The following is a 23,017-nucleotide window of genomic DNA, read 5'->3' on the forward strand; positions in this document are numbered from 1 at the left end:
TCGAGGGCTTGGAAAGGCCTCTGAGAGGACTCAAGAAGGGCGCCGTCTACCCCTTATGGGGTAAACGGCGCCCAACAAGGGACTTAGTATGGGACTGTTGGAGCAGCCAGCAGTAGGAGGTGTCCAAGTGCCCAGGCCCACCGGCAACGTCCGACTCAAGGCTGCTCGCGTAGCCGCCGGGTTCAACTCGCAGCAGGACCTGGCCGATGCCCTTACTCGGCACGCCAAGGGCATGGGCATTCGCGGGCTGTCGATCGGGGTGCGGCAGGTCCGGCGATGGGAGTCGGACAGTCCTCCGTGGCCGCAGCCGGACTGCCAGCGGGTGCTCGTCCATCTGCTGGGCCAGAGCATGGAGGCGCTTGGCTTCACACCGCCGTGGGGTTCCGACGGCTCGCATCAGGCCGGCCACTCGCGACGCACCCTGGTCGCCGGTGGCGCGGCGACCCTGGGCCTGGCGGTCCTGCCCGGCAGAGCCAGCGCGGCACCACAGCCCGACACGGCCGGAGCCGACTTTCAGGCAGTAACGCGTTCTCACCGTCGGCTCTACTGGTCCGTCACGCCAACGCAGCTGCACCCCGCAGTTGTCGCCCACGCCGCTCTGGGCTGTGCCCTGCTGCCAGAGACGAGGGACACGACTCGTCGCACGGTGGCCACCGCTCTGGCCGAGACGTACCTTCTGGCGGGCCGAATCGAGTTCTTCGACCTTCGCGAACCGAGCAGGGCAACCGACACCCTCCTACTGGCCCTGCAAGCCGCTGGGGAAGCCGACGACCCGTTGCTCGGCTCGGCGATCATCGCGCACATGGCTTTCGTCCCGGGCTGGGTGGCGGACCGTGACGGAGCCCTGGAGCGCATGACGGCAGCCCGCACATACGCCCGCCGTGCTCCCACCTCCGCAGAGTTCCTGGCCTGGCTTGACGCGGTGGAGGCCGAATGCGAGACCAGGTGTGGGAACACCCGCACTGCACTGAACCTGATCGGTCACGCCGAGGACGTGTTGGCGGTCGGCAATGACCACTCGTCGCCGGAGTGGATGGACTGGTTCTCCCCGGCCCGTCTGGCAGCCTTCAAGGGCAACACTCAGATGATCGCGGGGCACCTCCCACAGGCCCGTGAGAGCTTGCTCCATGCCTTGTCCTCGATGACGGCCGCAGAGGACAAACAGCGCTCAGTGATCTACGGCGATTTGGCAGCCGTGGAGGTGGCGTCAGGAAACCCGGAACAGGCGTGCGGGTACGCAGGCCAGGCCCTCGACCAGTTGGCGATCACTTGGTACGCCACCGGCATGGACCGAGTACGCGAGGTTCGCCGCGCACTCACGCCCCACCAGCATGAGCGCTGTGTCCGTGACCTCGACGACCGCCTGTACGACTGGGCGACGACGCTCAGCGCCTTGGGGCGTTGAACTGACTGATTCGCTGGGGTAGTTCCTGCAGACTTTCGACCTGGAAGGTCGGCAGCTCCCTGGCCTCATGGGTGCTCCACTGAATCGTGGCCCAGGGCCCGCGATGCACTAGCGCGGTCTGCATGCCGGCCTGACGAGCCGGTCGGATGTCGTTGTCGCACCGATCCCCGACGTACAGGATCTCCTCTACCTCGAACGGCACGGACTCGGCGACCCTCTTGAAGAACTCAAGATCGGGCTTGCTAGCCCCCCAGTCGTCCGACGTACCGATCAGATCGACGTCGTGTGAAAACAACCGGCGCAGGATTCGTCCAGCACGAACGGTCTGATTCCCGGCGATACCGAGCCACAGTCCGTCCGCTCGCAGCTTGGCCAGGGCCGGTCGCACGTCCGAGTACAGGTCCTCCTCGCCGAAGGTCTCCGGCTGGCCAGCAGCGGCACGCTTCTCCCGCTCCTCATAGAGGTCGAATCCGGGCCGGAACTCCTGGAAGACGTCCCGGTAGTCCCGTCCCTGCGCGATGACAGCCCCGAACATCGCATGGAACGTGTGACGCGGCACCCCCAGCCAGTCGGCCCAGGTCCCGTACTCCCGGGTCTCGTCCACGAGGCACTCGCCTACGTCGAAGACCACTGCGCGAATCATGGGGGAAGGGTAGCGGGGAGCAGACCGGCCACCCTCGCCGTCTCCATGAGCCGCACTGGCTCCGAGTTCATGGCTGCGACGCGGATGAGGCTTTGGACCGCGCTCAGATGCACTTCGAGGCCGAGTTCGATGCCGTGAGCGAATCGCCGTGACACGTCACCCGGCTGCGATCGCCGAGTACGTCCAGACGTCCGCCGGGATCTGGTGCTTCAGCTTCCAAGTGATCGCCATCGGCTTGCTCCCGGTGTGCTCCACGTACTCAGCCGGACCCAGCAGCATCCACGGCTGTGCACCGCCGATGTCTGTGCTCTTGTAACGACGGACAAAGAGCAGTACATGGCTGCCCTCGGCAGCATGCTGCTGATAGCGCAGGCCGGTGGGGGAGGTATCTGAAGTCTGGTTCTGCGACTCCCAGTGGAAGAGGGTCTCGCTCAGCGCGTAGTCGTGGTAGCGGGTCTGTGGCGAGAAGTCCTTCTCGTCCTTGTCCAGGGTGATCAGCAGGGCGTCGGTCTTGATCGATTCGCACCACTTCACCCCCTCGCGGAAGTCCCCTGGCATGAAGCCACCTATGGCGGATTGGCCGAGGGCGGGCAGGATTTCCTCGCGCGTGTAGGACGCGTGCACGGTCAACGGGATGCCGGAGTGGCTGCCCATTCCGAGGAGCGGGATCGGAACGTGTTCGGTCTGGGCGAGGTTGTGCGCAAGTACCTGGCGCAACTCACTCCGCACCGCGTGCTGCTTGCGTAGCGTCGCGAACCCCGCGTCGTAGTGGGCAAATCCCTTCCGCGTTACGCCGCCGAGCGGCCAGAGCTGGAAAAAGAGCATGCGGGCGTACGCCTGCCCCTGCTCGTCGAGATCGCTGTAGGCAGGAGCGTTGTCTTCCAACATCTGGGTGTAGGCGGCCACGCGCAAAGGGTCGTCCACATGGAGGAAGGACGAGACGCGCTTGAGGAGCGCTGCTTCACCTTCGGGCCCGTCACCCTTGAGGAGCCCTGAGCGGCGGAGGAGCCCAGTCCAGGAGTTGCCGGTGCCGCGGTAGAGCTCCTTGAGCTCGCGGCCGCTCTCGTTCAGGTAGCGGCTGAGCGTTGGCTCTGCATAATCAGCGACCTCGCGGGCCAGTGCTGTGACGTTGACGCCGATCTGCTCTTTGATGTTGGCGATGATGGTTTTCTTCGCCTTCTCCTCAAGGAGGATCTGGCAGCCAGACGGTAGCTGAGGGAAGTCGTGCTCAATGTTGTCCAGCAGGCGCTTGCGGGTCAGGTTGGTGAGCGCCCGGAACTGGTTCTCGAAGCGGAATTCCTTGCGGTGCTGCCCGATGAAATCGAGCACGGTGAGTACGGCCTTGTCCTCCGAGCGACGTAGCCCCCGGCCGAGCTGTTGCAGGAACACCGTGGCGCTGGAGGTCGGGCGGAGGAGGAGCAGTGTGTCTACGTCAGGGATGTCGAGCCCCTCATTGAAGAGGTCGACCGAGAAGATCACCTGCAGGGTCCCTGACCTCAGGTCTGCCAGCGCCTGCTTGCGCTGCTCTGCGGGAGTCTCTCCGGACAGGGCCATGGCACTGAGGCCGGCCATACGGAAGGCGTCTGCCATGAACTCCGCGTGCAGCACCGATACGCAGAATCCCAGTGCTCGCATGGCACCCGGCTCGGCGATCTTCTCCTGTACAGCCTTGACGACCAGCCCTGCGCGCCTCACATCACTCGACAGCATGTTGCTCAACGCGCTGGGGTCGTACGCCCCTCGCTTCCACTCCACCGTACTGAGATCGGTGTTGTCGCTGATGCCGAAGTAGTGGAAGGGGCTGAGTAGATCATTCTCCAGCGCCTCCCACAGCCGCATCTCGGCAGAGATCCGCCCACCGAAGAACTCGTCCTGGACGTTCTTGCCGTCCATGCGCTCAGGCGTCGCAGTGAGCCCCAGCAGCTCCAACGGCTCGAAGTGGTCGAGGATCTTCCGGTACGTCGGTGAGGTCCCATGGTGGAACTCGTCGATCACGATCACATCGAAGTGATCAGGCGCGAGCCGATTGAGGGCCCGAGCATTCAAGGACTGCACGCTGGCGAACACATGCGTCCAGCGCTCTGGGATCTCGCCGCTGTGGAGGGATTCACCGAAGTTCGGGTCCACCAAGACATCTTGGTAGGTCCGAAGGGACTGGTGCAGAATCTCCTTGCGGTGAGCGACGAACAGGAGACGCAGGTCACGGCCATGCTTCTTTCGCAGCTGCTTGTAGTCGAGCGCAGCCATGACTGTCTTGCCGGTGCCGGTAGCGGCGACGAGTAGATTCCGGTGCCTGTCGTGCACCTCCCGCTCGACCTCCAACCGCTCCAGCATGTCGCGCTGGTGTGGATACGGCCGTACTTCCAGACCGGACAGTGTGATCCCTCGTTCAGCGGCGGTAGTCGACGACGTACCGCCCGCGATCGCCAACGCCTCTTGGAGGCGGCCTCCGTCGGCCTTGGGGTCGTATGTCTCGAAGGATGGATCACTCCAGTAGGCCTCGAAGGTGGCATCGAACTTGCGCAGTACGTCCGGTGTGGCGACGGAGGACAGTCGTACGTTCCACTCCAAGCCGTCGAGCAGCGCAGCCTTGGACAGGTTGGAGCTGCCGACATAGGCGGTGTCGTAGCCGCTCTTGCGGCGGAACAGCCAAGCTTTGGCGTGCAGCCGCGTGGATCGGGTCTCGTAGTTGACCTTGACCTGGGCGTTGAACTCCTCCACCAAGCGGTCCAGCGCACGCCGTTCGGTTGCCCCGATGTAGGTCGTTGTGATGACCCGTATCGGCACATCTCGATCACGGGCCGCCCTCAGCGACTGCTCGATGATCCGCAAGCCGTGCCACTTCACGAATGCGCAGAGCAGGTCGACACGGTCAGCAGTGGCGAGTTCGGCGCGCAGCTCGAAGCCGAGGCTCGGGTCTTCGGGCGCATTGGTGATGAGTGCCGCTTCGGAGAGTGGGATGCCGGGCCGTACGGCAAAGACGCCCGGGGCCTCTTGCCGTGTAAGCGCAAGGAGTTGGCGGGGGCCGTCGGCGACGAGGTCTACCCACTCCTGTGCACCTTCCAGAGTGCTGATGGACTCAAGGATGTGGTTGGCCGCGTAGACCTGTTCCTCGGCCGGGAGATTTTGCAGTACGCGCCGAACGGTGCCTGCGACATGTCGAGCCAGAACGTGCGGCACCGACTCCGGCCCCACCGTGTCGCTCACGGGGCGCCAGCCGAGGCCGGCAAGCTCCTTCAGCTGCTGTTCGAAGCGCAACGTGATGAGCTGTTCGTACAGTCCATCGGTTGGGGCAGATGCGTCGTGGCGGCTCTGAGACATCGGCTTGTACCCCCGGCTGAGCATGTCGATGGACGATGCAGACGTTCTACCAGGGAGCACTGACAGGGTCTGAGGTCGGTCAGATTCGGTCACCAGCTGTGCGGTTGTCGATCTATTGAGGGGAATAACTGATCGATACGGGTTACGTTTTGGGTGTGCCCCTACGTGACCTGCTCATACGCATAGCGAAGACCTACGACGCCAAGCACGGGACGTCCAAAGGTGTTAAGGCTCAGGACCTCCTTAGGGAGGTGAAGGACATGACCGACCTCCCGTTGCCGTACGACTTCGTCGCCTCAGGGCATGGTGGACAAGGGGGCGCAGCCACCACTCCGTGGATCGGAGTGTTTGACCCGGAGATCAACAAGGAGCCCCAGGAGGGGCTGTACCTCGCCTACATCTTTGACGCAGACCTCACTGCCGTGACGCTCACCTTGCAGCAGGGCGTGACGAAGCTGTCCAAGGAGTACAAGCCGGCTGAGCTGCGGCGTGAGCTGAAGCGCCGGGCGAAGCATCTCCGGGCCGGAATTCAGCCCGAGTTGGCAGTGCAGTGGACGTACACACCAGCCTTCGGTACGCGGCAGGACCTGCCTCGCGCATACGAGGCAGGGAGCGTGGCCGCCCGACGCTACGAAATTGCCAACCTGCCCTCGGAGGAGGTCCTCGCCAAGGACCTTCGCACGGCATCCCTATTGCTTCGTGATGCTGCTGCCAGCCAGCGCATCTGGCTCCAGACGCCGACGCGGGATGAGCCCTTCGTGTTCGTGAACGAGGGGCATGTTCCTGCTGACGATCCCCTGGACGGCTTCCACCCCAACGACAGCAGTGAGTACTACGTCCGCATCGAGGGCGGTCAGCACCGCAGGGAGCGTTGGCACGAAGAACTCATTAAGGACTTCGGACTCCACGTCGTCACGCGTGGATACACACCGATCACGCAAGGCATGTACCCCAGGGACCTGGTCTTGCGCCGGCGTGTTGCTGATGAGCCGCGGACCTGGCTGGTTGAAGGTAAGGCGGTGAAGAAGGGGAACGCCACCAAGGCCGTCCGTGAAGCAGTGGCCCAGCTGCTGGAGTACAGCTACTACTGGCACGAGAAGCGCGACGAACCGAAGCCCCACCTCATCGCGCTCTTCACGGAAGATATCGGGCAGTACGCCGAATACCTTGAGGACCACGACATTGCCTCGATATGGCGCACTACAGATGGAGGCTGGGCGGGTTCATCCATGGCTGTTACCTGGGATCTAGCGGGGGCGGCCTAAGCGAACTCGCTACGTACCCAGGACCGCGCTCCAGCACCGGGAAGAAGCGATCCGGCGGCCCGGGGAAAGCCAGGGGCTCAGGTGGGTGGCGCCTTGCGACGCGTGGCTATGGGGCCGAGTGGTGGGCCTCTGTTCCTATGCCCCGTGGCACGTCCCAGAGGACTGGGTGGAGCCACACCAGCATTCCGCTCCGTGAACCCAGCCTGCCCCCGCCTCGAAGCAGCAGTGCGTCGCCCCCCGTCAGACCCCCTGACCTCCGCGAGCTTCCCTTCCAGGATGTCCGAGCGGTCGACGTAGAAGATGGGCTCTGCCATGCCGTCGGAGCCTATTGCCGGGGGTCCAACTCGTCCGATCGGCGCGCGGTCCTGCCGTTCGACCACCGCCGATGCGGGATGGATTTGAATGCCTTCGGGTAGGTCGGCCGCCCCGACCTGCCCGATGAACCGCCCGCCTTACGCCCCCAGTCCGTGGCACCCCTCATAGATCCCACCCGACCCACACCAACAAGCCGCCCCCCGCTGCGGCGGCCAAACCACAGCCCGCCCCCGCGCCGCCAACGTCGTCGCATACTGCGGCAGCAACGTCACGTCCTCCGGTGACGCCCCCTCCGACGCCGCGAACGCCTCGTACGACGGCACAGTCCCCGTCACGATGCCAAGGTTCGGCGTCCCCGACGAGGACAGTTCGCGGAGCGAGGACTCTATGGTCGACAGGTGCTCCCCGTGAGAGGGGTACTCCGCAGACAGGTCCGGGTACGCCGACGTCAGTTCCGTCAGTTCGGAGGCCGGCCAGTGGAGGACCGCCACCGGGAACGGGCGGGACAACGCCTCCCGATACGCGCCCAGTTCGGCGCGCAGGCGTGAGATCTCCGCCTCCAGTTCCGCGGGGTTGTCGGAGCCCAGGGACCACACCCGCTTGGGGTCGTGCAACTCGTCCAACGAGACCGACGACGAGTGGAGGGTGTCCGCCAGAGTGTCCCAGCTGTCGTGGGCCAGGCCCAGCATGCGGCGGACGCGGTGGCGGCCGAACAGCAGGGGATGGGTCGAGTACGGCGGCTCTGTCCCGTCCGTCAGCAGCAACCTCGCCGCCTCCGTGAACGTCTCCTCCGCCGCCCCCAGCTCGTCGTGTGCCTCCAGGGCCTCGGCCACGATCACCCAGGGGGCCGGGTCGCGCGGGGCCGCTGCGCGGATTCCGTCGATGATCGCCCTTGCCTCCGCCTCATGGCCGTACTCCCAGAGGTTCGACGCCTTCAGGGCCCGTACCAAAGCAGGGCTCTCCAGGCCGTCGAGGGACGACAGCAGGCGGTCGTAGAGCGTCGTCGCGGCGGGGCGGTCGCCGGCCAGTTCCAGGTGGGCCGCGGCGCGCAGGAGCAGGGCCTCGGTGTCCTCGGGATACAGGCCGGCGGTCCGCTCCAGGCGTGCCGCTTCGGCGGTGTGGTCGACGTTCTCGGCAGGCGTGTCGGGGCGCATGGGTGACACCGTACTGCCGGGCGGTGACAAACGTGAGGCGCATGTGAGGCGCAAAAGGGAGGGAAAGAGGTGAGAAAGGGGAGGTGAGGAACGGGGTGTCGGCCCGCCGGTGATGGGGGACGGGCGGCGTGGGCCGTTATCTTCGACACGGACATCGACAGTCGGAGTCGGCATGGAGAAGACGGGTGCCCTGGTCGTCGAGGACCAGGCGGCGGCCGGCGCCCTGACGGGTGCGGAAAAAGGGCCTGACTCGCGGTCCGCGCCGCCCCGGTTCTGGCCGCTGCTCCTCGTGGGCGCCGCCGTTGTGCCCGGTACCGTCGTGATTCTCCTCGGGCGCTGGGGAGACACCCCGGCCGTGCAGGCCTGGCGGACCGTGTGTCTGGCCGTCACGGTGCAGGCCCTGCCTTTCCTGTTGCTCGGTACGGCCCTGTCCGGCGCGATCAACGCGTTCGTGCCGGAGAGCGTGTTCAGCCGGGTGCTGCCGCGGCGGCCCGCGCTCGCCGTACCGGTCGCCGGTGTCGCCGGGGTCGTCCTGCCCGGGTGTGAGTGCGCTTCCGTGCCGGTCGCCTCCAGTCTGATCGGGCGCGGGGTCGCCCCGGCTGCCGCTTTTGCCTTCCTGCTGTCCGCTCCGGCCGTCAATCCCGTCGTGCTCACCGCCACCGCTGTCGCGTTCCCCGGGAACCCGGCCATGGTGCTGGCCCGGTTGCTCGCCTCGCTCGTCACCGCCGTGGTGATGGGGTGGCTGTGGTTGCGGTTCGGGCGGACCGAGTGGTTGCGGCCGACCGCGCGGCATACCGGGCATCGGGCGGGGCACAGCCGGTGGAACGAGTTCCGGCTCGGGTTTCAGCACGACTTCCTGCACGCCGGTGGGTTTCTCGTCCTCGGGGCCATGGCGGCCGCCACCTTCAACGTGGCGGTGCCAAGGTCCGTGCTCGACACCTTCACCGGGACGCCCTGGCTGTCCGTGCTCTTTCTGGCCGCGCTCGCCGTGCTGCTCGCCGTGTGTTCCGAGGCCGACGCGTTCCTGGCGGCCTCGCTGACCGGGTTCCCGCCGGTCGCGCGGCTCGCGTTCATGGTGGTGGGGCCCATGGTCGACCTGAAGCTCATCGCCCTTCAGGCGGGCACCTTCGGGCGGGCCTTCGCCGTACGGTTCTCCGCCGCCACCGTCGTCGTCGCCGTCGCGTGCAGCTCGTTGATCGGTGGGGTGCTGTTGTGAAGCGATTCCTCCAGCCGGTGCTGCTCGTGCTCTGCGGGCTCGGGCTGCTGCACGTCTCCCTTTTCACCGACCTGTACCTGAGGTACGTCAAGGAGGGGATGCGGCCCCTGCTGATCGCCTCCGGGGCGGTGCTGCTCCTGCTGGGCCTCGCGAGCGCCATGCTCGACAAAGGCCAACACGAGGGGCCCCACGACGAGGAGGAGCACGGCGGTCACGGTCACGACCACTCCGCCATGCCCCGCGTCGCCTGGCTGCTCCTTCTCCCGGCGCTCAGCCTGCTCTGCTACGCGCCTCCCGCCCTCGGCGCCTACACCGCCTCCCGGCAGCCGCCCAAGGCCGTTGCCGAACAGAGCGACTTCGATCCGCTCCCCGCCACCTCGCCCGTCCCCATGACCCTCTCCGACTTCACCAGCCGGGTACGGCAGGACCGGGACCAGGCCATCAAGGGGCGGAGCATCCGGATGACCGGGTTCGTCACACCCGGTGGGCCGGGCGGGAGCTGGGACCTGACGCGGGTCATCCTCAACTGCTGTGCGGCGGACGCCCAGTCCGTGAAGGTGCGGATCCACGGCGGTCCCGCGCTGCCCGCCAACACCTGGGTGACGGTCACCGGGACCTGGCACCCGGGTGGGAAGCTGGGTACCAGGTCCGCGCCGGTCGCGCTCGACGCCCGTACGGTCGAGGAGGTCGCCCGTCCGTGGAACGCGTACCAGGACTCACTCCCTCCCGAGGCCCTGAGTCACCGCGCTACACAGTGACCCCGTCCACCTGCAGCGTCTGCACCGACTTCGCCGCGAAGGGGACCGCCAGCGTCTTGCCGGACAGGTGTGTGTCCGAGTGCGAGGTGTAGAGGTCCCCGCCGCCTGTCGTGACCGTGTTCCAGCGGGGGACCAGGCCGCCCGAGCCGCCGGTCACGGTGGTGAAGCGGGACAGGTCGAAGGTCAGCGTCTGGGCCGAGGACGACGTGTTCAGCGCCACGATCACCAACCGCTTCGCCGACGCGTCGTACCCCGCCGCCGCATAGCTCACGCCCGTGTCCAGGATCTTCATCCCGGGGCGGAGGTGGCGGCTGAACTGCGCCATCACGTAGTACTTCGTCTGGATCGTCGTCGGCTGCAGGGTGTTCTGGTCGTACGCGATCATCGCCCAGCCCGTCGACGGGTCCATCACCTGCCAGTAGACCCAGGCGGTCGGGTGCAGCCAGCGGAAGTCGTAGAGGAGGTTGAAGGCCATCGTGTAGCCGGTGCCGTCGCTGTCGCCCGTCTCCGAGTTCCACAGGGCCTTGCCGGCCGTCGTCACCACGTCCGTGTAGAGGAGGTCGCGGCGGCCGCCCGAGCCCTGGTAGCCGTGGACGTTGACCCGGTTGACGTAGCCCTTCGCCGTCGAGGAGAAGGAGTTCCAGGTGGTGCGGGCCAGGTCGTAGCTGGTCTCGTCCGATGCCGAGATCTTCGTGGCCGTCAGGCCTCGTTTGTCCAACTCGCTGCGGAGGTAAGGGAGTACGGCGGACTGGACCGTCGCGTCCATGTGGCAGCCCTCCTGCGTGCCGGTCGCCGTCCACCAGGACGACGAGGGCTCGTTGAAGGCATCCACCGTCGCGAAGTTCACGCCCCAGTTCTGCTTCGCGTAGAGGGCCACCGCCGCCAGGTGCGAGGCGTGCTGGCGGTAGTTCCAGGACTGGAGGTTGTTGCCGCCGTCGGAGGCGCCGGACGGGTTGTGGTTGAGGCACATCCACCACATGGGTGAGTTGGCGAACAGCTCCGTCGTAGCGCCTCGCGCCGTCGCCTTCAGCAGCATCGCTCGCTGCGTCGCGTCCGCCGTCCACTTCCAGGCCGAGGACGTGGGGTCCTCGTTGTTCCAGTCCTGCCAGTAGCCCTCGATCTGCTTGAAGGGCGGGATGTTGGGGGAGGCCACCATCGACTCGCCGCCGACGCTGTTCGAGCTGCAGGCGCCCAGGTTGTAGCGGGCGATGTTCAGGCCGAGGCCGGGCAGGGCCGTGCCGTTGTACGTCGTCGTCTTCGTGGTGAAGAAGAGGTCCGCGAAGTCGTCCCGGGCGCCGAAGACGTTCGCCCACCAGGCCAGGGAGGTGCCCCAGCCCTCCCAGGTGCCGTAGGTCGTCGACGGGTTGACGGCGATCGTGGCGTCGGCGCGGGCCGTGCCCGTGGCCAGGGCGCTGCCCAGGATGCCGCCGCCTGCGGCGGCCAGCAGCGTTCTGCGTCGGATCATGGCTTCTTCTCTGCCTCTCCGTGCGGCTCAAACGCCGGTGTTCCGTACCGGCGTTGACTCGTCCCCCCGCATGCCAACAGGAAGCATCGGGTGTGGCGTGTGGGGTTGTCGAGGGTTGTGACAGCCCTTTCTAAAACCCGTTGAGGAAGCCGACGTCAGTGGCGGGAGGCCTTACGGCTCTGGTGAGTTCACCCGACTCGCCCTATCGTGCGGGCGGCTCTGGAGAGGTGGGTGTGCGAATGCGTGTCGTGCGGCACCGTGATCGGCGGAGGCGGGCCAGGTGGCGGCGCGGGCTGTGGGGCGGCGGCGAGGTGCTCATCACCGTCGGGGCCGTGCTCATGCTGCTGGTCGTACATCAGTTGTGGTGGACCAACAGGGAGGCGCGGCAGGGGGCCGAGCGGAAGGTGGCGGCCCTGGAGAAGGAGTGGGGGAGCGGTAGTTCCGCTTCGGGTGGCGCCACGCCCTCTGCGTCGGCGTCGTCAGGGGCCACAAAAACTCCCGGACGTGCGCGGCAGCCCTCGTACACCCCCGTCCTCGTCTCCGGCACGCCCCGCCGCTCCCAGGCGTACGCCGTCCTCACCATCCCCCGGCTGCATCTCCGCGTCCCCGTCGCCGAAGGCGTGAGCAAGCCGGACGTCCTCAACAAGGGGTACGTCGGTCACTACCCCGGCACCCAACAGCCCGGCCAGGCGGGCAACTTCGCGCTCGCCGGGCACCGGAACACCCACGGTGAGCCCTTTCGGTACCTGCCGAGGCTCCGGCCCGAGGACACCCTCCAGGTCGAGACGAGGACGGCCACGTACACGTACGCCGTCGACAAGATCCTTCCGCAGACGTCCTCCCGGGACTCCGGGGTCGTACGGCCCGTGCCGCGGTCGCTCGTCCGGCCCGCGTACGGGTACGACGAGCCGGGTTACTACATCACCCTGACCACCTGCACTCCCGAGTTCACCTCGCGCTACCGGATGGTGGTGTGGGGGAAGCTGGTGTCGATGCGGCCCAGGGGGTAGGCCGGGATCGGGCCGGCTCACGCCCGCTCGCGCAGCACCCCCACAGCCACGGCCCCGAGCACGGCCAGGCCTGCCGACACCACCATCGCCACATCCGCGCCCCGCGCCAGGCCGCCGCCGGACGACGTGACGAGGGCGATCGTCAGGGCCACGCCCGCGCAGGAGCCGATGTAGCGGAACGTCTGCTGAGCGCCCGAGCCCATCGCCGCGCGGGCGAGCGGTACCGACTCCACCGCCATGAGGGGCAGCGCGGCGTTCAGGAGGCCGCTGCCCACGCCGCCGAGCACCAGGCCGGGCAGGAGCCGTACCCAGGAGCCCGCGCCGATCGCGCCCAGCATCGTCAGCGCGCCCGCCGCGTGGAGCAGGAAGCCGGCGGCCAGCTGCAGGCGCGGACCCACCCGGCCCGCCAGCCGCTTCGCCTGCAGGGCCACCACGAAGGACAGGCCGGACCACAGCAGGAGCAGCCAGGCCGTGGTCATCGCGGACATGTGCAGGGTCTGCTGCAGCAGGGCGGGGACGTAGCTGAACAGGCCGATCACCGTCAGGCCGGTGAACAGACCGCCGGCCGAGGACGCCAGGAAGCGGGGGTGGCGGAGGAGAGAGAGGTCGATCATGGGGGTCTTCGTCCGGCGCTCCACCAGCGTGAACAGGGCGACCAGCAGTACGGCCGCCGCCAGCAGCAGGCCCACCGGCGTCCGTAGCCAGCCGTCCCGGCCGAGGGTGAGGGCCGCCACCAGGGCCACCAGTGCCGAGCCGAAGGTCAGGGCGCCGAGGAGGTCGGGGCGGCCGCCGCGGGGTGCCTTCGACTCCGGCAGGGGCCGGAGGGCCAGCGCCGCCACCAGCAGCGCCGCCGCGCCCAGGACGCCGTACGCCACCCGCCAGGTCGGCATCGCGCCGGCGACCAGCGGGCCCGCCGCGATGCCGCCGCTCACGAACGCGCCCCACACGCCGGTCGCGTGCAGCCGGCCGCGCGGGGTCGGGAACGCCGTCACCAGCAGGCCCAGGCTGCTCGCCAGGATCGCCGCGCTCGCCGCGCCCTGCGCGATGCGGGCCAGGGTGAAGAGGAACGTGGAGGTGGTCAGGCCGCCCAGGGCTGTCGTCAGGCCGAGGGCCAGGGTGCCGGCCAGGAAGATACGGCGGCGGCCGTAGTCGTCGGCCAGGCTGCCGGCCACCAGGAGGAGGGCGGCCAGGCCCAGCGGGGTGCCGTTCAGCAGCCAGGCCTGCGCGGAGACGGGGGTGTGCAGCGCCGCCACCGTGTCGGGGAGCGTGACCATCGGGGCCGTGTACGTCATCAGGGCCACCGCCGTTGCGGCGCTGGTCAGGGCGAGGGTGGCCCTTGGGTGCGGGGGTGCTTCCGCTGTGGGTGGTGTGCGCGGTGCGCTGTGCGTGTCGGCCGCTCCGGCCCGGCGGAGGGTTCGTTCACTGAACCTTGTCATGGGTGTACCGTAACAGCCTCGGTTCGGTCATTGAACCAACAGGTCGGAAAGTGGCTAGGGTGGACGCCATGGCACTGGGCAAGGACTACGCGACGCAGCAATGCTCGATCGCCCGCGCGCTGGAGGTCGTCGGCGAGCGGTGGACGCTCCTCGTCGTCCGCGACGCCATCTACGGCGTCCGGCGCTACAACGACTTCCTCGTCCACCTCGGCATCCCGCGCGCGGTGCTCTCGGCCAGGCTGAAGACGCTCACCGAGGAGGGGATCCTCGACAAGCGCCGCTACCAGGAGGCGCCACCGCGTGACGAGTACGTCGTCACCGCGCGCGGTATCGCGCTGTGGCCGGCGCTGCGGGCCCTCGCGCTGTGGGGCCGCGAGAACTTCCAGGAGACCCAGCTGCGGTCCTTCCGGCACGCGGACTGCGGGACCGAACTCGGGCCGAACGGCGAATGTCCCGCCTGCGGAACCGTCGTGCCCGTCGCGGACGTTGTACTGGTGCCGGGCCCGGGACTCGATCCCGATCCGGCGGATCCGGTCAGCAGGGCGCTGCTCAAGCCGAAGAGGCTCTTGGAGCCCCTGGAGATCGATCCCGTATAGCCGGCAGCTATAAATGAGAGCAGCAGGTCAGCGAAGGGGGAGGAAGTGGATCGCAGTCGTGTCGTCGGCGCGCGTCCCGTCGCCCTGCTGCTCGTCCTGGTGAACCTGCTGCTGCTCCAGGCCGCGCTCCTCGACACCGGCAGCCTCTCCACCACCGTCGCGCTCGCCGCGACCGCCGCGGCCGGTTCTGCGCTCGCCGCCAGCTCGCTGATCACCGCCCGCTGCGCACCCGCCGTCCCGCCCACCCGGGTCCGTACGGCGATACGCGACCGGGACAGACGCACGGCCTTCCTGCCCCAGCGCGACCCCGACGCCTCGGGGCGCCGCCGGCCCCGGGCACCCGGACACGCCCTCGCGACGACCTGCGCGTAAGGGCACCGGTTCACTGATTCATCCGTGACCCCCGCGCGGGTCGTCATGCCGCCATGCCATCTCCGGTCACCCCGGCACGACGACGTACCCCAGCACGGAGGGTCCCGCCTTGTCCGCTTTCATGTCCGTTTTCGCCCGCTTGGTCGAGCAGCTCGCCGACCTGCTCCAGCCGCTGTTCCACGCCTCCGCGGCCGCCGCCGCGATCGTCCTGTTCACCGCGCTCGTACGACTGCTCGTGCATCCCCTGTCCCGGGCCGCCGCCCGCGGCCAGCGCGCCCGGGCCGAGCTGCAGCCGAGAATCGCCGAGCTGCGCAAGAAGCACGCCAAGGAGCCCGAGCGGCTGCAGAAGGCGGTGCTGGAACTGCACGCCGAGGAAAAGGTCTCGCCGCTCTCCGGGTGCCTGCCCAGCCTGCTCCAGCTGCCCGCCTTCTTCCTCCTCTACCACCTCTTCTCCAACACCTCGATCGGCGGCGAGACCAATGGGCTGCTGGCCCACGAGCTGTTCGCGGCACCGCTCGGCGGCCGCTGGGCCGACGCCCTCTCCGGCGGCGGGGTCTTCGGGGCGGCCGGACTCGTCTACCTCGCGCTCTTCGCCCTCGTCGCGGCCGTCGCCGCCTTCAACTACCGGCGCACCAAGCTGATGATGGCCAAGAACCCGGTCACGGTCACCGCGGGTCAGGGCGAGCAGGTGCCCGGGCTCGGCGCGGTCAACAAGGTCATGCCGTTCATGTCCTTCTTCACGCTCGTCACCGTGGCCGTGGTGCCGCTCGCGGCCGCGCTGTACGTCGTCACCAGTACGACGTGGAGCGCGGTGGAGCGGGCCGCGCTGTACCGCTGAGCCGTGGATCACGGGGGCATGGTTACGGTCCAGTCCGTGAACAAGGTCTTGCGGACTGGACGGGGGAATTGGACGATCGACCAGTCCTCCGATGGCTGCACACATCGGCGGGCGCCCGCGATCGAGGGAGATTGTGACCATGAAGCTGCTGCGAGTCGGTACGGCCGGTGCGGAGCGACCCGCGCTGCTCGACGCCGAGGGGACCCTGCGGGACCTGTCGGGGATCGTGGACGACATCGACGGGGCGCTGCTCGCCGACGACGGCGCGCTCGGCCGGGTACGGGCGGCGGCCGAGGCGGGTGAGCTGCCCGTGCTGGACGCGGCGGGCCTGCGGATCGGGCCCCCGCTCGGCCGGATCGGCAAGGTCGTGTGCATCGGGCTCAACTACTACGACCACGCCCGCGAGACGGGGGCCGAGCCGCCCGCCGAGCCCGTGATCTTCTTCAAGGCCGCGGACACGGTCATCGGGCCGAACGACACCGTGCTCGTGCCGCGCGGGTCCAGCAAGACCGACTGGGAGGTGGAGCTGGCCGTCGTCATCGGACGTACGGCCCGCTACCTGGAGTCGGCCGAGGAGGCGCTCGCGCATGTCGCCGGGTACGCGGTGGCGCACGACGTGTCCGAGCGGGAGTTCCAGATCGAGCGCGGCGGGACCTGGGACAAGGGGAAGAACTGCGAGACGTTCAACCCGCTGGGGCCGTGGCTGGTGACCGCCGACGAGATCGCCGACCCGCAGGATCTGTCGCTCAAGCTGTGGGTGAACGGGGAGCTGAAGCAGGACGGGACCACCGCCGAGCAGATCTTCCCGGTGGCTGAAGTGGTCCGTTACGTCAGCCAGTTCATGACCCTGTACCCCGGTGATGTCATCAACACCGGGACGCCGGCGGGCGTGGCGCTCGGGCAGCCCGAGCCGAAGCCGTTCCTGCGGGCCGGGGACGTGGTGGAGCTGGAGATCGCGGGGCTCGGGCGGCAGCGACAGGAACTCAAGGACGCCTGAGGCGCGGAGGTCCCGCCGCTACCATGGCGCCGATGTCGGCTTGACCGAAGGTGCCGAAGGGTGGGGGATGGCCGCTACGGGAGCTGATCGGACCTCGACGACCGGTCGCAGAGGAGTCGGGCCGCTCCAGTGGGCGGCCGCTTCACTGGTGACCCTCGCCGCGTGCGCGGCCGTGGTCGTGTTCTTCACCACCGAGGTGTGCGACCAGCAGATGGCTTCGAACGGGAACGTCGTCAGGGTGTGTCGGCACCCGCAGATGACGGACCCTCCGATGGTCGTCCTCGGCCTCGTGATCCTGGTGCTCCTGGGTGTCTTCTTCTCCGAGATCTCCGGATTCGGCATCACGCTGAAGCGCCAGGTGGAGGAGGCCCGGAGTGCCGCGCAGGAGGCCATCCGCGAGACGCGGGAGGTCGAGGCAAGGCATCAGGAGACGACGGACGATCTGGCCGACGGGGTGAGGGAGGCGCTCAGCAGGGCGCAGCCCGGCCAGGCCGCCGTGTCGGCGCCGACCGATCCCGTCGGCCGGCTGGCGGCACGGTACAACGAGATCCGGTGGACCATGTCCAGCGGGCGGGCGAGGACACAGGCGATGTCCGACGTGGTGGACGAGATGATCGGTCTGCTCCGTGGCGCCCGGGACTTCGACGTCGAGAGCCATCTCCACAGCGACGACCGCGGGTTGCGACTGGCCGCTGCCGCGTACTTGTACGCCAATCCGGATCCGGCGTGGGGGCGCGCACTCGCCGAGGCGGCGGTGGCCGAGGACAAACCGTTCAACGAGTACTGGGCGCTCAAGGCGCTGCGCGAGGTGTTCCGGGGGCACTGCGAGTACCTGGACGAGGAGACGAGGGCCCTGCTGCAACGCCGCATGAACCAGATGCTTCCGGGTACCGACCGTGCCGGGCAGATCAGGAAGCTGCTGCACGACTGCCCGGCGCGGAGCGGCGGTCAGGCCGCGGTCTGAGTCACGGCCGCTCAGCCCAGAGAGCGGCCAGGCGGCGCCATACCTCCCTGGGAAGGGCGTCGCGGGAGCCGCCGTCCACCACCTGGATCGCCACATGGTCCGCGCCCGCCTCGTGGAAGGCGTTGACGCGGTCCCTGATCCGGTCCTCGTCGCCCCACGCGTACAGCGCGTCGACCAGGCGGTCGCTGCCGCCGGCGGCCAGGTCGTCCTCGGTGAAGCCGAGGCGCAGGAAGCTGTTGGTGTAGTTGGGGAGCGAGAGGTAGAGCGCCAGGTGGTCGCGGGCCAGGGCGCGGGCGCGGGACGGTGCGGTCTCCCAGACCACCGCGAACTCCGGGGCGAGCAGCGGCTCTTCACCCAGGATCTCGCGGGCCTGGGCGGTGTGCTCGGGCGTGACGAGGTAGGGGATCGCGCCCGCCGCCCGGTCCCGGGACAGCTTCAGGGTCTTCGGGCCGAGGGCCGCCAGGACCCGGCGCCCGGCCGGGACGCCGGCCGCGTCCAGCGCGTCCAGGTAGGCGACCAGCGCCGAGTACGGGCGGCGGTACTGGTCCGCGAGCTTGGCGTGGCTCACGCCGAGGCCGAGCAGGAAGCGGCCGGGGTGGGCCGACTCCACCTCCGCGAAGCCGGCCGCGCTCGCCTCGGCGTCGTACTGCCAGATGCTCTGGATGCTCGTGCCGACGGTCAGCCGGGACGTCGCTTCGAGGAGCGGGACGGCATGCCGGGCGGCGCTGCTGCCGCCCAGCCAGGCGGCTCCGTACCCGAGTTGTTCCAGCTCCGCGGCCGCCTCGGCGATGTCGCCGCGCCGGGCCGGGTCCTCCGAGCGGAGCCCCACGCTCCAGACGCCGTACCGGCCGATCGTCTCCTTGAGGGGGTGCGCGCTGCTCGTCGACTCGGTCATCGGGTCCGTTACCTCCGGGTGGGTGGCGTGCCGTGATCCTCGTGTACGCCGGTGCCAACCGGAGGGAGCCGCGCGGTAATCCCACGGACGGGCTACTCGCCCAGGAACTGCTCCAGCGCCTCCACCACCATGCGGTGGTCCTGCAGCTGGGGCAGGCCGGACACGGTCACCGTGCCGATGACGCCCGCGTTCTCGACATGGATCGGGAACGAGCCGCCGTGGGCCGCGTACGTGTCCGGATCGAGGCGAGCGGAGTCCTCGAACGTCGTGCCCTTGGCGCGGAAGCGGGCACCGACCAGGTAGGAGGAGGCGCCGTAGCGCTCCACCACCCGGCGCTTGCGGTCGATCCAGGCGTCGTTGTCCGGCGTGGAGCCGGGCAGGGCCGCGTGGAAGAGCTGCTGGCCGGCGCGGTGGATATCGATGGCCACCGGCGCCTGGCGCTCCCTGGCCAGCTCGACCAGGAGCGTGCCCAGGGCCCAGGCGTCGTCGTAGGTGAAGTGGCGGAAGACCAGGCGGCGTTCCTGCGCCTCCAGCTCCTCCACGCTCGGGGTGATCTCGGGGGCGAACTTCGGGGTGATCTGCGGGTGGTGCATCAGAGGGTCACCGTCACCTTGTCGCGGGCGGAGCGTCGGGCAGCTTCCAGTACGTCGAGGGTCGCGGCCGCCTCCAGCGCGGTCACGGGGTTGGGGCCGGCGCCGGTCAGGGCCGCCGCCACGGCCGCATAGTAGGCCGGGTAGTCGCCGGGGACGGTCGGCACGGGGCGGCCGCCGCCGGTCAGCGGGGACTCGCCGGAGCCGAGCCGGCCCCACAGGGACTCGGGCTCGGCACCCCACTGCGGCCCGGGGCGCAGGCCTTCCCTGAGGGCCGCCTCCTGCGGGTCCAGGCCGTACTTCACATAGCCCGCCTGCGAACCGAGGACCCGGAAGCGCGGGCCGAGCTGGGCCGTGGTGGCGGAGACGTAGAGGTGGGAGCGGACGCCGTTCGCGTGGGTGAGCGCGATGAAGGTGTCGTCGTCCGTCTCGGCGCCGGGGCGGCGGATGTCCCGCTCGGCGTACACCTCGGTGACCGGGCCGAAGAGAACCAGGGCCTGGTCGACGACATGGCTGCCGAGGTCGTAGAGCAGACCTCCGATCTCTGCCGGGTCGCCGGACTCGCGCCAGCCGCCCTTGGGCTGCGGGCGCCAGCGCTCGAAGCGGGACTCGAAGCGCCAGACGTCGCCCAGTTCGCCCTTCTCCAGCAGCTCGCGCAGGGTCAGGAAGTCGCTGTCCCAGCGCCGGTTCTGGAAGACCGAGAGCAGCAGGCCGCGCTCCTCGGCGAGGGCGGCCAACTCCCGCGCCTCGGCCGCCGTACCCGCCACCGGCTTGTCCACGACCGCCGGCAGGCCCGCCTCCAGGGCGGTGGTGGCGAGCGGGACGTGCGTCTTGTTCGGGGAGGCGATGACGATCAGGTCCAGCTCGTCGGCGTGGTCGAACAGCTCGTCGGGCGTGGCGGCGATGCGGACGCCCGGGAACTCGGCGTGGGCCTGTTCCTGCCGCTCGGGGTACGAGGTGACCACGGTGTCCAGGGCGAGGCCCTCGGTGGCGGCGATCAGCGGGGCGTGGAAGACGGAGCCTGCGAGGCCGTAGCCGATCAGGCCGACGCGGAGGGGGGTACCAGTCATGCGTCCTACTTTCGCAACGCTGTTGCCAAAGTGCAAGCGGTGGGGAGAATGGGTGGCGTGAACAGGACGAAGAGCGGCGGCGGGCGGTCGGTGGGGGCGAATCTCCTCGCGGTGCGCAGTCACAACACCGCGCTGGTGCTGGATCTGCTGCGGGCGGCCGGGGCGGAGGGCATCAGCCGGCTCGAACTGGCCGAGCGGACCGGGCTGACCCCGCAGGCCGTCAGCAAGATCACCGCGCGGCTGCGGGAGGAGGGGCTCGCGGCGGAGGCCGGGCGCCGGGCGTCCACCGGGGGCAAGCCGCGCACCGTGCTGCGGCTGGTGCCGGAGGCCGGGCATGCGGTGGGGGTGCATCTGGACCGGGACGAGGTGCGGGCCGTGCTGGTGGATCTCGACGGGGCTGTGGTCGGGGAGCGGCGCGAGGCGGTTGACCTGGGGGCCGGGGCGGAGGCTGTTCTGGGGGTCGTGGCCGGGGTGGTCGAGGGGCTGGTGGGGGAGGTCCTCGGAGGTCACGGGAGTCTGGGAAGTCGCGGGCTCTCCGATGCCGGTTCGCTGCTCGGTGTGGGAGTCGCCCTGCCCGGCCCGCTCGATCACGCGCGCGGGGTGCTGCACCGGGTCACCGGGTTTCCGGAGTGGGACGGGTTCCCGCTGCGGGACGCGCTGGCCGAGCGGCTGGGGGTGCCGGTCGTGGTGGACAAGGACACCAACGCGGCGGCGCTCGGGCTCTCGGTGGGGGGTGAGGGCAGGTCCTTCGCGTATCTGCACCTCGGTACGGGACTGGGCGCCGGGTTGGTGATCGGCGGCAGCGTCCATCGGGGGGCGCGGACCGGGGCGGGGGAGTTCGGGCACCAGGTGCTTCAGCTGGACGGGCCGGTGTGCGGGTGCGGGAACCGGGGGTGTGTGGAGGTGCTGTGCCTCGGGGCCGTGGGGCGGGGGGACGTGGAGGAGGCGGCGCGGGTGCTGGGGGTCGGGGCCGGGAACCTGGTGGGCCTGCTGGATATCGACCTGGTGCTGCTCGGAGGGCGGACGATCTCCGCAGTGCCGGAGCCGTTCGTGCGGGGGGTCGCCGAGATGCTCGACGCACGGGCCCGGCGGGAGGGTGTGCCCGGCGGGACGGTCCCCGTGCGGGTCGCTCCGCGAGGGGAGCGGGTCGTCGCGGAGGGCGCCGCGCAGCTGCTGCTGGCGCCGATGTTCGGGCGGGCGGACGGCTGATTCGGGCGGGCGGACTGAGAGGCGCGGGCGGACGGCTGAGAGGCGCGGCACAGGCCACCGTCCGGACCACTCGCCGGCTCCTTCAGGTGATTGCCGGACGACTCGCGAGCGGAGCGTGCGTCGCACGGGTACGGCGTCTGCGCACCAGATGACCGGAACTTGACCGGAACTCGTGAGGAGAACAGCCGTGTACGCAGCCGTCAGACGGTACGAAGGGGTGACCGACCCGGCCGAGGCGGGACGTCGGGTGAGCGAGGGATTCGTGCCGCTCATCCGTGAGATTCCCGGCCTCCTGGCCTACTACTGGGTCGACGCCGGCAACGGGGTCATGGTCTCGACCAGCGTCTTCGAGAACGAGGCGGGAGCCGACGAATCGATCAAGAGGGCGGCGGTCTTCGTGCGGGACAACCTCGCGTCGCTGCTCCCCAACCCTCCCCAGGTGATGTCCGGCCAGGTCGTGGCCTCCCTTTAGCCTGTCGGCCGATCGAGCGGACTTCCGCCCGCCTCCGGAGTGGCACCCCGAGCCCTCGCCGCCACCCGGCATGGTCATGTGTTTATGCGACCGGTCACGTCCCTGCCCCTCTTCCTCGCCGCAGCCGCCGCTCTCGTGCCCGTGTCGTCGGCTGCCGCCCACGCGGCCGCGACCCCCTCCTGCGCGGCACCCGGCGGCCGTGCCTTCCCGCTGGCCACCCGGATCCACGGCGGTCCCACCTCCTACGAGGTGGGCGGCGACTACGGCACCTGGTACATCGACCTCACCAACACCACCAACCGCACCTGCGCCGACGTCCACCCCGTCGTCGTCCTCGTCGACGACAAGCGCACCCTGAAGCCGTCCCAGCCCAGGCTGGACTTCTACGACGGCTCCCGCGCCCGGCCCGTCACCTTCGAGAGCACCGACGAGCAGGAACTGGTCGGCGTGCTGGACGGCGCCGGGTTCGGCGGGTTCACCGTGGCGCCCGGCGCGACCGTCACCGTCAAGCTCAGGCTCTCGCTCACCTCCGACGCCGTACCCGATCACATCACCGCCAACGCGGCCGTGGTGCAGCGCCGGGGCCAGGACGGCGACTGGGTCGGGGAGTCCAACGACTACCGCTTCGGGGTCGGCGAGGACGGGAACGTGCCGGAAGACACCGCGGAGCCGCAAGGCACGGGGGCCCCGGAGGATCCGGAGGCGACGGCGACCGCCCCGGCCGGTACACCTCAGGCCTCCCCGAGCAGCGCCAGCCCGGAGGACCCCGACGACCCCTCCCTCTTCCTCGCCGAGGATGCCGAGGAAGCCGGAGAGCGGGCCCGGGAGCTCGCCCGTACCGGGCTCGGGCTCGCGCACGGGCTGCTCGCGGCGGGCGCTGTCCTCCTCGCGGTCGGCGCGGGCGCGTCCCTCCTGGCCCGCCGACGCCGCTGAGGCGCGGGCGGACGCCGCTGAGCTCCGGCCGCCGTACAGGCCGGGCGCGGGCCGTCGTACAGCTCGGGCGCGGGTCTCCGTACAGCTCGGGCG

Annotated in this window: 21 protein-coding genes; 13 read left to right on the forward strand and 8 right to left on the reverse strand. The window is 69.4% G+C overall.

All coding sequences use genetic code 11. The annotated features are described in order from the left end of the window. Positions 1-127 precede the first annotated feature (127 nt). Positions 128-1,405 carry a transcriptional regulator gene (locus CRP49_RS18780; protein ID WP_097254407.1) on the forward strand — a complete coding sequence of 426 codons (1,278 nt, stop codon included), beginning with the start codon at positions 128-130 and terminating at the stop codon, positions 1,403-1,405. Here the strand turns inward: CRP49_RS18780 and CRP49_RS18785 are convergent. Together CRP49_RS18785 and CRP49_RS18790 are read right to left on the reverse strand one after the other, a co-directional pair. Further along, positions 1,386-2,048 carry an HAD family hydrolase gene (locus tag CRP49_RS18785; RefSeq protein ID WP_179851674.1) on the reverse strand — a complete coding sequence of 221 codons (663 nt, stop codon included), beginning with the start codon at positions 2,046-2,048 and terminating at the stop codon, positions 1,386-1,388. The two genes, CRP49_RS18780 and CRP49_RS18785, sit on opposite strands and share 20 nt — an antisense overlap. A gap of 156 nt (positions 2,049-2,204) precedes the next feature. Beyond that, positions 2,205-5,369, reverse strand: a complete 3,165-nt coding sequence (locus tag CRP49_RS18790) for a DEAD/DEAH box helicase (protein ID WP_097257436.1) — start codon at positions 5,367-5,369, stop codon at positions 2,205-2,207. A 155-nt stretch (positions 5,370-5,524) separates the two neighbouring features. Here CRP49_RS18790 and CRP49_RS18795 point away from each other — a divergent pair, with 155 nt between their 5' ends. Next, the gene (locus tag CRP49_RS18795; RefSeq protein WP_097254409.1) at positions 5,525-6,634 is read left to right on the forward strand and encodes an MrcB family domain-containing protein; all 1,110 of its coding nucleotides are present in this window, start codon (positions 5,525-5,527) and stop codon (positions 6,632-6,634) included. 452 nt (positions 6,635-7,086) lie between these two features. Here the strand turns inward: CRP49_RS18795 and CRP49_RS18800 are convergent, their stop codons facing one another. After that, positions 7,087-8,103, reverse strand: a complete 1,017-nt coding sequence (locus CRP49_RS18800; protein WP_097254410.1) for a hypothetical protein — start codon at positions 8,101-8,103, stop codon at positions 7,087-7,089. Positions 8,104-8,275: 172 nt separating this feature from the next. On the opposite strand from CRP49_RS18800, the gene CRP49_RS18805 reads away from it, so the two are divergent. Together CRP49_RS18805 and CRP49_RS18810 are read left to right on the forward strand one after the other, a co-directional pair. Next, positions 8,276-9,319 (forward strand): permease, encoded by a 1,044-nt coding sequence (locus CRP49_RS18805; RefSeq protein WP_097254411.1) that lies wholly within the window; start codon positions 8,276-8,278, stop codon positions 9,317-9,319. Continuing rightward, complete coding sequence (locus CRP49_RS18810) at positions 9,316-10,077, forward strand: TIGR03943 family protein (protein ID WP_097254412.1); 762 nt, start codon at positions 9,316-9,318, stop codon at positions 10,075-10,077. Before CRP49_RS18805 ends, CRP49_RS18810 begins: the two co-directional genes overlap by 4 nt. Here the strand turns inward: CRP49_RS18810 and CRP49_RS18815 are convergent. Further along, positions 10,067-11,542 carry a glycoside hydrolase gene (locus CRP49_RS18815; protein WP_097254413.1) on the reverse strand — a complete coding sequence of 492 codons (1,476 nt, stop codon included), beginning with the start codon at positions 11,540-11,542 and terminating at the stop codon, positions 10,067-10,069. The two genes, CRP49_RS18810 and CRP49_RS18815, sit on opposite strands and share 11 nt — an antisense overlap. 233 nt (positions 11,543-11,775) lie before the next feature. Here CRP49_RS18815 and CRP49_RS18820 point away from each other — a divergent pair, with 233 nt between their 5' ends. Next, complete coding sequence (locus CRP49_RS18820) at positions 11,776-12,552, forward strand: class E sortase (RefSeq protein ID WP_097254414.1); 777 nt, start codon at positions 11,776-11,778, stop codon at positions 12,550-12,552. A 17-nt stretch (positions 12,553-12,569) separates the two neighbouring features. Here CRP49_RS18820 and CRP49_RS18825 read toward each other — a convergent pair whose 3' ends face one another. Then, a complete protein-coding gene (locus CRP49_RS18825) occupies positions 12,570-13,988 on the reverse strand; it encodes an MFS transporter (RefSeq protein WP_097254415.1) in 1,419 nt (472 codons plus the stop codon). A gap of 68 nt (positions 13,989-14,056) precedes the next feature. Here CRP49_RS18825 and CRP49_RS18830 point away from each other — a divergent pair, with 68 nt between their 5' ends. The 5 genes from CRP49_RS18830 to CRP49_RS18850 all read left to right on the forward strand — a co-directional run bounded on the left by CRP49_RS18830 (position 14,057) and on the right by CRP49_RS18850 (position 17,755). Beyond that, positions 14,057-14,584, forward strand: a complete 528-nt coding sequence (locus tag CRP49_RS18830) for a helix-turn-helix domain-containing protein (protein ID WP_179851675.1) — start codon at positions 14,057-14,059, stop codon at positions 14,582-14,584. A gap of 45 nt (positions 14,585-14,629) precedes the next feature. Continuing rightward, positions 14,630-14,956, forward strand: a complete 327-nt coding sequence (locus tag CRP49_RS18835) for a DUF6412 domain-containing protein (protein WP_097254417.1) — start codon at positions 14,630-14,632, stop codon at positions 14,954-14,956. Between the two features lie 121 nt (positions 14,957-15,077). Further along, on the forward strand, positions 15,078-15,794 hold the full coding sequence (locus tag CRP49_RS18840) for a membrane protein insertase YidC (RefSeq protein WP_097254418.1): 717 nt from the start codon (positions 15,078-15,080) through the stop codon (positions 15,792-15,794). Positions 15,795-15,933: 139 nt separating this feature from the next. After that, positions 15,934-16,791 (forward strand): fumarylacetoacetate hydrolase family protein, encoded by an 858-nt coding sequence (locus CRP49_RS18845; RefSeq protein ID WP_097254419.1) that lies wholly within the window; start codon positions 15,934-15,936, stop codon positions 16,789-16,791. Positions 16,792-16,939: 148 nt separating this feature from the next. Continuing rightward, positions 16,940-17,755, forward strand: coding sequence for a hypothetical protein (locus CRP49_RS18850; RefSeq protein ID WP_097254420.1), 816 nt, complete (start codon positions 16,940-16,942; stop codon positions 17,753-17,755). Position 17,756: 1 nt separating this feature from the next. On the opposite strand, the gene CRP49_RS18855 is transcribed toward CRP49_RS18850, so the two are convergent. From CRP49_RS18855 to CRP49_RS18865, 3 genes are all read right to left on the reverse strand, one after another. Beyond that, positions 17,757-18,650, reverse strand: a complete 894-nt coding sequence (locus CRP49_RS18855; protein WP_097254421.1) for an LLM class F420-dependent oxidoreductase — start codon at positions 18,648-18,650, stop codon at positions 17,757-17,759. A gap of 92 nt (positions 18,651-18,742) precedes the next feature. Continuing rightward, positions 18,743-19,243, reverse strand: a complete 501-nt coding sequence (locus CRP49_RS18860; RefSeq protein ID WP_094217847.1) for a heme-degrading domain-containing protein — start codon at positions 19,241-19,243, stop codon at positions 18,743-18,745. Beyond that, positions 19,243-20,310, reverse strand: coding sequence for a Gfo/Idh/MocA family oxidoreductase (locus CRP49_RS18865; RefSeq protein WP_097254422.1), 1,068 nt, complete (start codon positions 20,308-20,310; stop codon positions 19,243-19,245). Before CRP49_RS18865 ends, CRP49_RS18860 begins: the two co-directional genes overlap by 1 nt. Before the next feature lie 48 nt (positions 20,311-20,358). On the opposite strand from CRP49_RS18865, the gene CRP49_RS18870 reads away from it, so the two are divergent. From CRP49_RS18870 to CRP49_RS18880, 3 genes are all read left to right on the forward strand, one after another. Further along, the gene (locus tag CRP49_RS18870; protein ID WP_097254423.1) at positions 20,359-21,519 is read left to right on the forward strand and encodes an ROK family transcriptional regulator; all 1,161 of its coding nucleotides are present in this window, start codon (positions 20,359-20,361) and stop codon (positions 21,517-21,519) included. Between the two features lie 187 nt (positions 21,520-21,706). Then, the gene (locus tag CRP49_RS18875; protein ID WP_097254424.1) at positions 21,707-21,991 is read left to right on the forward strand and encodes a hypothetical protein; all 285 of its coding nucleotides are present in this window, start codon (positions 21,707-21,709) and stop codon (positions 21,989-21,991) included. A 78-nt stretch (positions 21,992-22,069) separates the two neighbouring features. Beyond that, the gene (locus tag CRP49_RS18880) at positions 22,070-22,924 is read left to right on the forward strand and encodes a hypothetical protein (RefSeq protein WP_097254425.1); all 855 of its coding nucleotides are present in this window, start codon (positions 22,070-22,072) and stop codon (positions 22,922-22,924) included. Positions 22,925-23,017: the final 93 nt, after the last annotated feature.

The sequence above is a fragment of the Streptomyces sp. Ag109_G2-15 genome (assembly GCF_900215565.1).
In the GTDB taxonomy this organism is placed as follows: domain Bacteria; phylum Actinomycetota; class Actinomycetes; order Streptomycetales; family Streptomycetaceae; genus Streptomyces; species Streptomyces diastatochromogenes.